Below are 12,223 nucleotides of genomic sequence, written 5' to 3' on the forward strand. Positions count from 1 at the left end.
CTCCCGCACCTCCGGCCCCCGCACCTCAGCCCGCCGCAGCCGCCCCCCCGCCCCCCCCACCCCCGGCCCCCGCGCCACAGCCCACAGCCGCCCCCGAGGCGCCCACCCCGCCCGCGGGAACGAAACTCTGCGTCGCCTGCCGCTCCGGGCACGTCGCCCCCGACGGCTACTGCGAGAACTGCGGGCACGCCCAGCCGCGCGAGCGCGACCACATGGAGCAGCAACTGGACGCGGTCGCCGCCGTCAGCGACCGGGGCCTGCGCCACCACCGCAACGAGGACGCGTTCGCGATCTCCGCGGCCGCGCTGCCCGACGGCTCGCCCGCCGTCATCGCCGTCGTCTGCGACGGCGTCTCCTCGGCGACCCGCCCCGACGAGGCCTCCATGGCCGCGTCCCGCGCCGCCGACGCCACCCTCCGGGCCGCCCTGCCGCGCGGCACCCACCCGCAGCAGGCCATGCACGAGGCGATCGTCGCCGCCGCCGAGGCCGTGAACGCGCTCGCCGACGAACCCGCCGGCGCCCGCGAGCACAGCCCGCACCAGAACGCGCCCGCCTGCACCCTCGTCGGCGCCGTCGTCGCGGGCGGCCTGCTCGTCGTCGGCTGGGTCGGCGACAGCCGTGTCTACTGGGTGCCGGTCGACCGCTCGGGCCCCGCCGCCCGCCTCACCGAGGACGACTCCTGGGCCGCCCAGATGGTCGCCGCGGGCCTGATGAGCGAGGCCGAGGCGTACGCGGACGAGCGGGCGCACGCCATCACGGGCTGGCTCGGCGCCGACGCGTACGAACTGGAGCCGCACACCGCTTCCTTCAAGCCGGACCGCCCGGGTGTGGTGGTGGTGTGCACGGACGGCCTGTGGAACTACGCGGAGGCGGCCGAGGAGATGGCCCGCGCCGTTCCCCTCGACGCCGCCCGACGGCCGCTGCACAGCGCCCAGGTGCTCGTGGGCCACGCGCTCGACGGCGGGGGCCACGACAACGTAACAGTGGCGGTCCTGCCGTTCCCCGCCCCGCCGCAGGGGGCAGGATCGGCCTAGCGCGGACGGGGACCGCGCCGCGCGGCCGGCCGGTCGGTCTCCCGGTGCCTTTCGCGCCACCCGCGACACCGGCACCATCCGCACGCGCGGGCACCGCGGCGGGCCGGCAGATCCGAGCCCGGTGGATAGAAGTTCTGTGGATAGAAGTCCTAGGGGGGAGCAACGTCCATGGCCAATTTCTCCAAGTCGAACGTTCCGCAGTTCACCGTCGACGTCTACCAGAACGAGTACCTGCCCGAGGGCGGCCGTGAGGTCAACGCGATCGCCACGGTCACCTCGACCGGCGGCGGCACGATCGGCGCCGCGGTCGGCGCGCCCCATCTGTACGCGGTGGGCGACGGCCCCGACGCCGCGGTCGCGATCATGGTCGACTGCTCAGGATCCATGGACTACCCGCCGACGAAGATGCGCGGCGCCCGCGACGCCACCGCCGCCGCGATCGACGCCCTGCGCGACGGCGTGCACTTCGCCGTCGTCGGCGGCACCCACGTCGCCACGGAGGTCTACCCCGGCGGCGGCCGCCTCGCCGTCGCGGGCCCGGGGACCCGCGCCCAGGCCAAGGAGGCCCTGCGCAAGCTCAGCGCGGGCGGCGGCACCGCCATCGGCACCTGGCTGCGCCTCGCCGACCGCCTCCTCGCCTCCGCCGACGTCTCCATCAGACACGGCATCCTGCTCACCGACGGCCGCAACGAACACGAGTCACCGGAGGACCTGCGCGCCTCCCTCGACGCCTGCGCGGGCCGGTTCACCTGTGACGCGCGCGGCGTCGGCACCGACTGGGAAGTGAAAGAGGTCACAGGCATCGCCTCGGCGCTGCTCGGCACCGCCGACATCGTCGCCGACCCCGCGGGCCTCGCCGCCGACTTCACGCAGATGATGGAGTCGGCCATGGGCAAGGAGGTCGCCGACGTCAGTCTGCGGCTGTGGACCCCCATGGGCGTGGAGATCGTGTTCGTGAAGCAAGTGGCACCCACGGTCGAGGAGTTGACCGACCGCCGCACCGAGGCGGGACCCCGTGCGGGTGACTATCCCACCGGCTCCTGGGGCGACGAGTCCCGCGACTACCACGTCTGTGTACGCGTCCCCGGCGCCGAGCTCGGCCAGGAGATGCTCGCCGCCCGCGTATCGCTCGTCGTCCCGGCCGCCGACGGCACCGTGCAGACCCTGTCCCAGGGCCTGGTCCGGGCCGTCTGGACGGACGACATGGCGGCGTCCACCTCCATCAATCCGCAGGTCGCGCACTACACGGGCCAGGCGGAACTGGCCCAGGTCATCCAGCAGGGCCTCGACGCCCGCAAATCGGGCGATTACGACGGAGCAACGGCCAAACTGGGCCGGGCCGTTCAGCTCGCGAGCGCATCCGGCAACGCGGACACCGCCAAGCTCCTTTCCAAGGTGGTGGACGTGGTCGACGCCGCGACAGGTACTGTTCGATTGAAGGCGCGGGTCGCCGAGGCGGACGAGATGACACTCGAGACGCGCTCGACGAAAACGGTCCGCGTGAAGAAGTAGCAGGGCGTCCCTCGGCGTCCGGACGGCGTCCCGTACGCCGAGTACGCCCCGCGTACGCCCTGTCAGTACCGGAAGAACGCCAGTGCACGCGGCCCACGGGCCGGAGAAGGAGAGGGGGAAGCGCCGACATGCCGACCTGCCCGAACGGACACCAGTCGGGTTCCGACGACTGGTGCGAGGTCTGCGGTCACCGCATGGCCGGTGCCGTACCACCGCCGCCTCCGCCACCGCCCCCGGCCGCCGGCTACGGCCAGCCGCAGGGCCCCGGCGGCCCCGGCCAGCCCAGTGGTCCTGGTGGCCCCGGCCAGCCCGGCGGCCCCGGTCAGCCCGGCCGCTCGCACCTCTCCGCGGTGCCGGACCTCGGGCCCGAGCCCGAGCTCTGCCCGCAGTGCCGCACGCCCCGCGAGGCCAACGCGCCGTTCTGCGAGGAGTGCCGGTGGAACTTCCTCACGGGTACGGCGACGTCGTACACGCCTGCCGCGCCTAATCCGCCGCTGCCCACGGGTGGGGCGGGGCGGCCCGGTGGTCCAGGTGGGCCTGGTGGGCCGGGGATGCCTGGGCCCGGTGGGCCTGGTGGGCCCGGTGCCGGTGGCCCGGGTGGACCCGGTGGTCCGGGCGGGCCCGGCGGTCCTGGCTTTGGTGGGCGTGGGCCGGGTGCCGGTGGGCCCGGTGCCGGTCCTGGTGGGTACGGGTACCCGCAGCAGGGTCCCGGTCAGCCCGGTGGTCCGGGGCAGCCCGGTGGCCCTGGGCAGCCCGGGGGTCCTGGTCCCGGCGGTCCCGGTGGGTACGGCTACCCGCCGCAAGGTCCGGGGCAGCCTGGTGGTCCCGGTCAGAACGGTGGACCCGGCCAGCCTGGGGGTCCCGGTGCCGGTGGGCCTGGTCCCGGCGGTCCCGGTGGGTACGGCTACCCGCCGCAGGGTCCCGGGCAGCCCGGTGGGCCCAATGGTCCGGGTGGTCCGGGTGGTCCCGGTGAGCCCGGCCGACCTGGTGGGTTCGACGGTCCCGGTGGTCCGGGTGGTCCCGGCCAGCCTGGCGGTCCCGGCCGACCCGGTGGGTTCGACGGTCCCGGTGGATTCGACGGCCCCGGTGGGCCCGGTCCCGGTGCGCACGGCGGTCCTGGTGGGCCCGGCCCGGGCGGTCCCGGCGGCCCGGGTGCTCCTGGCGCCCCCAACCCCTCCCAGCAGTTCCAGCAGGGCCCTCCCCCGCCCCCGCCGGGCCCCGGCGCTCCGGGCGGCCCCGGTGGACCTGGCGGCCCAGGTGCTCCCGGCGGCCCGGGTGGCCCCGGCGGCCCCAACGGCCCCGGCACCACCTCCCCGACCGGCCAGCAGTCCCCCGGCCCCGGCCAGGACCCGTTCGGCTACCAGGGCTCCCGGCCCTCGCAGATGAACCGCCCCGCCGAGCCGATCCCGCCGTTCGGCAACGGCGGCGCCCCCGGCGACCCGGGCTCCGCGCCCGGACCGAACGGACCCGGTGGACCCGGCGCGGGCCCCGGCGGCCCCGGCGGGCCGAACGGACCCGGCGCCCCGCAGGCGTTCCAGCAGCAGGGCCCGCCCGCACCCCCCGCGTTCCCGCAGGAGACGGGCGCCCCGCAGGGCCCGCCGCCCCCGCCCGGCCAGGGCGGCCCCGGTGGACCTGGCGGACCCGGTGGACCCGGCGCGGGCCCCGGTGGCCCCGGCGCGCCCTCCTTCGGCGGCGGGGACGACTGGGTCCTCTCCCCGCCCTCGGGCTCCGCGCCCGGCCAGGGTCACCCCGGCGGCCCGGGCGGTCCCGGTGGCCCCGGCGCCCCGGCCCAGCAGCCCCCGCAGGGCTACCCCGGCCAGGGCGGTCAGCCCCAGCCGACGGGACCCGGTTCCTGGACCGCGACCATCGGCCCCGACCGTGACTACTTCATGGCGATGATGCAGCGCAGCGGCCCCGAGGCCGCGGGCCTGAACCTGCCCGCGTACTCCCCGGAGCAGCAGCGTCCGCTGATCGGCAACCAGATCACGATCGGCCGCCGCCGCCACTCCACCGGCGACACCCCCGACATCGACCTGTCGGTGCCGCCGGAGGACCCGGGCGTATCGCACCAGCACGCGGTCCTGGTCCAGCAGCCGGACGGCGGCTGGGCGGTCGTCGACCAGAACTCGACCAACGGCACCACGGTCAACAACGGCGAGGAGCCCATCCAGCCCTTCGTCCCGATCCCGCTCCAGGACGGCGACCGCGTGCACGTCGGCGCCTGGACGACGATCACCGTCCGCCGGGACTGACCCCGCCGGAAGGCTCACCCGCACCACCGAAGGGCCGTACGCCCGCCGCCGTCACAGCGGCCAGGCGTACGGCCCTTCCGGGTCGTCCAGCCACGCCCACGCGTACGGCCCGCTGACCGTCACCCCGAACCGTTCCCGCACCGGCCGCCGCTCCCGCTGCCACAGCGCGAGCGCCTCGTGCGGGTCGAGGCTGCCCGCCGTGAGTTCGAGCAGGAACCGGAACAGCTCGCTCTGCAGCGCCCGGCGCGGCAGCCCGCCGATGTGCTGGTCGGGCCGCGCGGGCGCGCTGCCGCCGCGCAGCGGCACGAAGTACGCGGGCGTGTGCAGGAACCGCCCCTCCGCGTGCTCGGCGTCCGTGACCCGCAGCGCGATCAGGCCGGTCGCGAGGGGCGCGAGGATCCGCGCGCCGGGTCGACACTGCGCGAGCCAGGCCCGCGGCACCGAGCTGAGCGTGCACGTGGCGATGATCCGGTCGAAGGGCGCCCGGCGCGGACAGCCCGCGGCGCCGTCGCCGGTCGCGACGACCGGCCGGTACCCGGCGGCCGTCAGATGCCGCCGCGCGGACTCGGTGATCTCCGGGTCGAGGTCGATCGTGGTGACGTGCTCGTCGCCGAGCCGGTGCGCGAGCAGCGCCGCGTTGTAGCCCGTACCGGCGCCGATCTCCAGGACGTCGTGCGGCGCCCCGTCCCCGATCTCCAGCTCGACGAGCATCTTCGCCATCAGCGAGGGCTGGCTGCTGGACGAGACCAGCTCCCCGTCCCGTACCCGTGTGGCAAGGGGCGCGTCCGCATACGCCCCGCGCAGCCACCGCCCCCGCCGCACCGGGTCGGGGTCCTCGCCCCACATCCGCTCGTACCCGCCGCCCGTGCTCACGTAGTAGTACGGCACGAACAGGTGCCGCGGCACCGCCTGGAACGCCTCCCGCCAGGCAGGGTCGTCGTCCCAGGCCCCGCCGGCCTCGATCTCCCGCACCAGACCGGCCCGTGCCTCGGCCGCCCGGACGGGGTCGGATCCCCCGGGTTCGTCAGCAAGTGGAGCCCTCGCACCCATACCCCCACTGTGCTGCCCCGGGCCGCTCGATGCGAGTGGTCCTAAGCCTTCCGTCCTCGTCCGTCGCGTCTGAGACCATGGAGGAGTGAATGAGATCCCGCGCGGCACGCTTCAGGAGCAGACCTTCTACGAACAGGTCGGCGGCGAGGAGACCTTCAGGCGCCTGGTGCACCACTTCTACCAGGGAGTCGCACAGGACCCGCTGCTCCGGCCGATGTACCCGGAGGAGGACCTGGGCCCGGCCGAGGAACGCCTCGCCCTGTTCCTGATGCAGTACTGGGGCGGCCCCCGCACCTACAGCGACAACCGCGGCCACCCCCGCCTGCGCATGCGCCACGCGCCCTTCACGGTCAACAGGGAAGCCCACGACGCCTGGCTCAAGCACATGCGCACCGCCGTCGACGCCCTCGACCTCTCCGAGGAACACGAGCGCACCCTCTGGAACTACCTGACGTACGCGGCGGCCTCCATGGTCAACACCCCGGGCTGACCGCCTCGCCCGCCTGCCCTCGGCGAAGCCATCACCCTTGATCGCCTCTAGCCTGTGGGCAGGCGTTCCGCAGGGCGGAACGGGTGGGCACAGCCACGGCCGACGGTCAGCTTCAGGTCGGCGTGACGGTGAGCGCCCCCACGCCGGCCTGGCGCACCGCGACAGATCCAAAGGGCGTCCGAAGCCGCAGCCACGGCCCAGCCGACAGCAGGTCCAGGGCATCGCCCCGCAAGAACCCCAGCGACTGCGCGGCGTGCGCGGCCCGCACGGGCAACTCGGTCCCCGGCACCACCCGGGACCAGATCTCCCGCCCCACAAGATCCAGCTCGGCCCGGACCCGGCGCTCGGGCGCCAACTCCTCGACCCGCCCCCGGAACTCAGCGACAGCGTCCCGCACCAGACCCCGCACATCCGCCGCCGAAGGCAACCCGGGCACCTGCCGCCACCCGCCACGGGGCGGCAGCACCCCGGCCCACGGCGGCCCGGTGACCGCGTCCGGCACGATGGCCGTCCCCGCGGTCTCCACGGCTTCCCCCGCCTGCGCCACGGCCTCCAGGAACTCCCCCGCGGAGACGGTCACGTCGAGCGAGGTGTCGAGCCCGTACTCGTACGGCTTCGCGAGGCGCGCCGTGCGAATCGCGAGCACCTCGAACGACGGCGGCCGCCCGAACACCGCGAGGGTGTCCCCCGCGGCCTGCAGCCGCACCGCGGCCGCCTTGTCGTAGTGGACGAGCCGCGCCAGGAAGGCGGTGAGATCCACCGCCTCCCCGGCGTCGACGAAGTCCAGTCGCACGGTCATGCGACAAGCGCCCCCGCACCGCCCGCGCGCCGGCCACCCGCCGCGCCCGCCGTGTCCTCGGGACGGTACTCCTCGAGGACGGCCCGCTCCTCGGCGGTGATCCGCCGCGGCCGCTGGGCCCGCAGGTCGAACGGGACGACGATCGTCGACGCCCGCACGTACACCTGCCCGCCCGCCTCGGGCTCCTTTATCTCGTACGAGATCGTCAGCGACGCGGCCCCGATCTTCGTCACCCACGACTCGATGGTGACCGGCTCGTGCCGGTGCACCAACGGCCGCAGGTAGTCGATCTCGTGGCGCGCCACCACGGAGCCGCCCGAGAACGACGGTCCGCCGTCGTCGGACGAGAGCCGGAACATGAAGTCGATCCGCGCCTCTTCCAAGTACCGCAGGAAGACGGCGTTGTTGACGTGCCCGAAGGCATCCATGTCCGACCACCGCAGCGGGCAGCTGTAGATGTGGCGCGCCATGTCAGCCCCGCGTGAGCTTCTTGTACGTGGCGCGGTGCGGACGGGCCGCGTCCGGACCGAGCCGCTCGATCTTGTTCTTCTCGTACGACTCGAAGTTGCCCTCGAACCAGTACCACTTGGAGTCGCCCTCGTACGCCAGGATGTGCGTGGCGACGCGGTCCAGGAACCAGCGGTCGTGGGAGATGACCACGGCCGCGCCCGGGAACTCCAGGAGCGCGTTCTCCAGCGAGGACAGGGTCTCGACGTCCAGGTCGTTCGTCGGCTCGTCGAGGAGGAGCAGGTTGCCGCCCTCCTTGAGGGTCAGCGCCAGGTTCAGGCGGTTGCGCTCACCGCCGGAGAGCACCCCGGCGGGCTTCTGCTGGTCCGGGCCCTTGAAGCCGAAGGCGCTCACATACGCGCGCGAGGGCATCTCGACCTGACCGACGTTGATGTAGTCGAGCTCGTCGCTCACCACGGCCCACAGCGTCTTCTTCGGGTCGATGTTGGCGCGGCTCTGGTCGACGTAGGAGATCTTGACCGTGTCGCCGACCTTGATCTTGCCGGAGTCCGGCGTCTCCAGGCCCTGGATCATCTTGAACAGCGTGGTCTTGCCCGCGCCGTTCGGACCGATGATGCCGACGATGCCGTTGCGCGGCAGCGTGAAGCTCAGGTCGTCGACCAGGACCTTGTCGCCGAAGGCCTTCGACAGGTTCTCGACCTCGACGACGATCGAGCCCAGGCGCGGGCCCGGCGGGATCTGGATCTCCTCGAAGTCCAGCTTCCGCATCTTGTCCGCCTCGGCGGCCATCTCCTCGTAGCGCGCCAGACGCGCCTTGGACTTGGCCTGACGCCCCTTGGCGTTGGACCGCACCCACTCGAGCTCTTCCTTCAGACGCTTCGCACGCTTGGCGTCCTTCTGCCCCTCGACCTTGAGACGCGTGGCCTTCTTCTCCAGGTACGTGGAGTAGTTGCCCTCGTAGGGGTGCGCGCGGCCGCGGTCCAGCTCAAGGATCCACTCGGCCACGTTGTCCAGGAAGTATCGGTCGTGAGTGACCGCGACGACGGCGCCGGAGTACTTGGACAGGTGCTGCTCCAGCCAGTTCACCGACTCGGCGTCGAGGTGGTTGGTGGGCTCGTCGAGGAGCAGCAGGTCGGGCGCCTCGATGAGGAGCTTGCAGAGCGCGACGCGGCGCTTCTCACCACCGGAGAGGTTCACGACGGGCCAGTCGCCGGGCGGGCAGCCGAGCGCGTCCATGGCCTGCTCGAGCTGGGCGTCCAGGTCCCACGCGTTGGCGTGGTCCAGGTCCTCCTGGAGCTTGCCCATCTCCTCCATGAGCGCGTCCGAGTAGTCGGTCGCCATGAGCTCGGCGACCTCGTTGAAGCGCTTGAGCTTGCCCATGATCTCGGCGGCGCCGTCCTGCACGTTCTCCAGGACCGTCTTGGACTCGTCGAGCTGCGGCTCCTGCATGAGGATGCCGACGGTGAACCCGGGCGAGAGGAACGCGTCACCGTTCGACGGCTGCTCGAGCCCGGCCATGATCTTCAGCACCGTGGACTTACCAGCGCCGTTGGGACCCACGACACCGATCTTCGCGCCAGGAAGGAAGCTCAAGGTGACGTCATCGAGGATCACCTTGTCGCCGTGCGCCTTGCGCGTCTTGCGCATGGTGTAGATGTACTCAGCCAAGAGAAACCGTCCGGCAATCAGTGTGTGGGCAGATACACCCCATCTTGCCGTACAGCCACCCCCCGGAAGAAACCAGTATCACGAGGACCCCGTGACCTGGCCCTTCCACGCCCACCTGGGTAGTTGATCAGTCACCAAGCGTAGGCCCCGCCCGCCGTCGAACACTTCCGGCCCGCCCTCGCGTGCCCTCCCACGGCCCATGGACGGGCCATGGACGGGCCGGCGCCGCTCACTCCTCGGACGACGGAGCCTCCGCGGCCTCCGCCGGGTCCTTCTTCCTGCGCAGGAAGAAGACCGCGCCGCCGCCGACCACGACCAGCACCACCGCGATGGCGGCTATCAGCGGTGTCGCGTTCGACCCGCCGGTCTCCGCGAGGTCGCCGCCGCCGCTCGTGCCGCCCGCCGACGCGGGGCTCGGGTCCGACACGGGCTGCGCCTTGCCGCCGACGGCGACCGCGCTGCCCTCGGTCCGGCAGTCGAGCACCCCCTTGAACCGCTTCTCGAAACCGCCGGGTCCCATGATCGTGAAGTCGTAGGGCTGGTCCTCCTGCAGCGGTATCGTCACCGTCCGCCGCTCACCGGCCTTGATGGTGTGCTTGAACCGCATCAGGCTGAAGGTGAACGCCGCGTCCCCCTTGTTGCTCGCCGTGATGTCCACGCCGTTCTTGGCGCAGTTCTTCTCCGCGGACAGCGCGGGTATCGCGCCCTTCTCCGCCCAGTGCGCCGTCGCCGCGGCGGACACCGTGGACTCGCTGGAGCCCGCGAGTATCTGTGTCTGGCTGCGGGTCTCGGAGGTGAAGGCCCGCCCGACCGGCACGGTCGTCGCCGCCTGCACCTCGAGCGCGGCGGTACCGTCCGGGGTGCCCTTCGGCACGTCGAAGAACAGCCGGCTGCCGTCACGGGCCGTCTTGACCTTCTTGCCGTCCTTGCCGACGATCTTCACCCCGCTCGCCGAGTCCGCGGGCGGCGTGACGGTCACGCTCTCCGCGTCGGTCCGCACGGTCACCGGGCCGAGGCGCTTGCCCGCGTTCCCCGAGACGGCCGCGGGCTCCAGCGTCAGCGACGCCTTCGGCTCGGGGCTGTTCCGCGCGCTGCGCTCCAGATAGTCCGCGAGCTTCTCGGCCCGCGGATCGACGGCCTCGACCCTGGTCCTGCGCGGCTTCGCCGCTTCACCCGCCGCGCTCGGCCCGCCCGCCTTGTCCGCCGTGCGGGACTTCCCCTTGCCCAGGCTCTCCGAGTACCGCCAGATCGCCACCTGGGTGCCGGCCGCGGCCGACTTCTCGGTGAGCGTGCCCGCGCCCGACTGCCGCGCGAGCTGGGCGAGGTTGTTCACCCGGGGGTAGGAGTGCTGCAGGATCCAACGGATCTTGCCCGCGTGCGCGTTGCCGTTCAGGGACGTACCGCTCCAGGGGGTCTCCTGGTACTTGGCGTCCTTCTGCGTGGGGTTGTGCAGGTCGATGCAGTACGTCTGCAGCGTGCCGCCGTTGTCCACGGACATCTCGAAGAGGCCGGCGGGGATTCTCTGGCTCTCGCCGTCCTCGCGGACGACCGCCTGGCCGTACGTCTTCAGGCCGCCGAGGGTCGCGCTCGCCCCGCCCCGTTGCTGCGGGGCGTCCACCGCGGCGGCCGCGGGCGCGGTGACCGTCACTCCGGCCACGACCAGGCCGGACGCGACCGTCGCAGCGGCGACGCGGGCCGCGCCGCGGCCGCGCGCGGGCGATATCGCGAACGCCCTGAGTGCCCGACACGCTGACAACGCAGAAAACACAGAAATCCCCTCCGAGCGGGACCCAATTCACATGGGGGGACTGGTCCCGCCAGCAGATTCAACCGAGCAGACTCACCTGCCGACCGCCCCGCTCAGGCCTCAACCGCCTTACGGAGCCACGCCCGGCATCCTAAGGAAGCGACGCATCGCCGTTCCCAGTAGCACCGTCAGGCAACCGATCCGAATCGGAATTGTTATCGACAACGCCCCTTCTGAGCTGGGCATATCGACAAATCCATGGTTCCGGTTAGGGGATCGGTGGCTAGATCGGGTGTTTGTCCGGCCGTGCGGCGCGGGTCAGCCGACGGGGGCCGGATCCCGCTCCAACTCCGCCTCCTGGACGCCTTCCGCCGCGCCCTCCGGTTCACCGCCCGGCTCCGTCCCCGACTTGGTCCGCTGCTCCACCCCGGGCCCCATCCGCGCCCGCGCCTCCTGCTGGGCCTTGGCGTGTGCGCGGTCCCGGGCCCCGGGCTGCGTGGGGAACTCGAACTCCGGCTCATCCTCCGTCCCCGGCCCGGCACTTCGCTCCCTCACCACGGAGTCCATCGACCTGCGCGCACGCCGGAACGCGGACGTCCCGCGGGCGAGGTCGTGCCCGATGGACTGGGCGTCGATGTCGACCGACCGGAAGTGCTGCCCGCCCCGCTCCTCGTCCCGCACCCTCAACCTGCCCTGCACGATGACCGGTTCGCCGATCGCGAGCGAACCCTGCACATTGACGCCGAGCGCCCGCCAGGCCCACACCGTGAAGAAGTTGGTGTGCCCGTCCGCCCACGCGTTGCGCGAGCGGTCGAAGTGCCGTGCCGTGACCGCGATCCGAAAGCGTGTCACCGGTCCGGACGGCAGCTCCCTGAACACCGGCGTCGTCGCCACGTTCCCCACCACCGTCACCATCGTGTCGTTCATGCCGACCCCTCCCTACGTCCACACACGTGCGGGCCCGTCCCGCACGCCCACGTCTGAGTCCGCGGCCGCCTGCCTCCGCCTCCCCTTCGCGCTCCGGCGTCGGGGTCGGCGGGCTGCCGCGATCTCAGGTTGCACCGGCCGGACCGAGCCCGCTGAGCCCTGTGTCCTACCGGCCGGTTGTGGACAACTCCGTCACCCGACGGGGCCCTTCCGCTTCCCTCGCACCCCAGGCCTCGGGCCCCGCGCCCCACGCCTCGGGCTCCGCCTGCCCCACCC

The 12,223-nt window shown here is 73.0% G+C and carries 9 protein-coding genes and 1 pseudogene; 4 read left to right on the forward strand and 6 right to left on the reverse strand.

The features are described from left to right. The 3 genes from OO63_RS40550 to OO63_RS43020 all read left to right on the forward strand — a co-directional run. A partial coding sequence (locus OO63_RS40550; protein WP_051811780.1) for a PP2C family protein-serine/threonine phosphatase occupies nucleotides 1-1,034 on the forward strand: 1,034 nt, incomplete at its 5' end. Nucleotides 1,035-1,202: 168 nt separating this feature from the next. Beyond that, nucleotides 1,203-2,546 (forward strand): vWA domain-containing protein, encoded by a 1,344-nt coding sequence (locus OO63_RS40555; RefSeq protein ID WP_030359910.1) that lies wholly within the window; start codon nucleotides 1,203-1,205, stop codon nucleotides 2,544-2,546. 128 nt (nucleotides 2,547-2,674) lie between these two features. Then, nucleotides 2,675-4,798, forward strand: a complete 2,124-nt coding sequence (locus OO63_RS43020) for an FHA domain-containing protein (protein WP_078619675.1) — start codon at nucleotides 2,675-2,677, stop codon at nucleotides 4,796-4,798. A gap of 51 nt (nucleotides 4,799-4,849) precedes the next feature. Here the strand turns inward: OO63_RS43020 and OO63_RS40570 are convergent, their stop codons facing one another. After that, on the reverse strand, nucleotides 4,850-5,848 hold the full coding sequence (locus tag OO63_RS40570; RefSeq protein ID WP_030359911.1) for a methyltransferase domain-containing protein: 999 nt from the start codon (nucleotides 5,846-5,848) through the stop codon (nucleotides 4,850-4,852). Between the two features lie 85 nt (nucleotides 5,849-5,933). Between OO63_RS40570 and OO63_RS40575 the strand changes: the two genes are divergently transcribed. Further along, the gene (locus OO63_RS40575; protein WP_030359912.1) at nucleotides 5,934-6,338 is read left to right on the forward strand and encodes a globin; all 405 of its coding nucleotides are present in this window, start codon (nucleotides 5,934-5,936) and stop codon (nucleotides 6,336-6,338) included. 112 nt (nucleotides 6,339-6,450) lie between these two features. Here OO63_RS40575 and OO63_RS40580 read toward each other — a convergent pair whose 3' ends face one another. From OO63_RS40580 to OO63_RS47670, 5 genes and pseudogenes are all read right to left on the reverse strand, one after another. Continuing rightward, nucleotides 6,451-7,137: a DUF8185 domain-containing protein gene (locus OO63_RS40580; protein WP_030359913.1), complete on the reverse strand. Its 687-nt coding sequence runs from the start codon at nucleotides 7,135-7,137 to the stop codon at nucleotides 6,451-6,453. Beyond that, entirely contained in the window at nucleotides 7,134-7,607 is a 474-nt protein-coding gene (locus tag OO63_RS40585; protein ID WP_030359914.1) for an acyl-CoA thioesterase, read from the reverse strand. Before OO63_RS40585 ends, OO63_RS40580 begins: the two co-directional genes overlap by 4 nt. 1 nt (nucleotide 7,608) lies before the next feature. Further along, complete coding sequence (gene ettA, locus OO63_RS40590; RefSeq protein ID WP_030359915.1) at nucleotides 7,609-9,273, reverse strand: energy-dependent translational throttle protein EttA; 1,665 nt, start codon at nucleotides 9,271-9,273, stop codon at nucleotides 7,609-7,611. A gap of 229 nt (nucleotides 9,274-9,502) precedes the next feature. After that, a complete protein-coding gene (locus OO63_RS40595) occupies nucleotides 9,503-11,029 on the reverse strand; it encodes an LAETG motif-containing sortase-dependent surface protein (protein ID WP_234311256.1) in 1,527 nt (508 codons plus the stop codon). Nucleotides 11,030-11,518: 489 nt separating this feature from the next. Then, nucleotides 11,519-11,947 (reverse strand): annotated as a pseudogene (locus tag OO63_RS47670) (single-stranded DNA-binding protein); the annotation flags it as partial. Nucleotides 11,948-12,223 lie beyond the last annotated feature (276 nt).

It is taken from the genome of Streptomyces alboflavus, from assembly GCF_000716675.1.
GTDB classification, from domain to species: Bacteria; Actinomycetota; Actinomycetes; order Streptomycetales; family Streptomycetaceae; genus Streptomyces; species Streptomyces alboflavus.

Coding starts and splice junctions, on each gene's coding strand:
- OO63_RS40555 (WP_030359910.1), top strand. CDS start 1,203: ATGGCCAATTTCTCCAAGTCGAACGTTCCGCAGTTCACCGTCGACGTC.
- OO63_RS43020 (WP_078619675.1), top strand. CDS start 2,675: ATGCCGACCTGCCCGAACGGACACCAGTCGGGTTCCGACGACTGGTGC.
- OO63_RS40570 (WP_030359911.1), bottom strand. CDS start 5,848: ATGGGTGCGAGGGCTCCACTTGCTGACGAACCCGGGGGATCCGACCCC.
- OO63_RS40580 (WP_030359913.1), bottom strand. CDS start 7,137: ATGACCGTGCGACTGGACTTCGTCGACGCCGGGGAGGCGGTGGATCTC.
- OO63_RS40585 (WP_030359914.1), bottom strand. CDS start 7,607: ATGGCGCGCCACATCTACAGCTGCCCGCTGCGGTGGTCGGACATGGAT.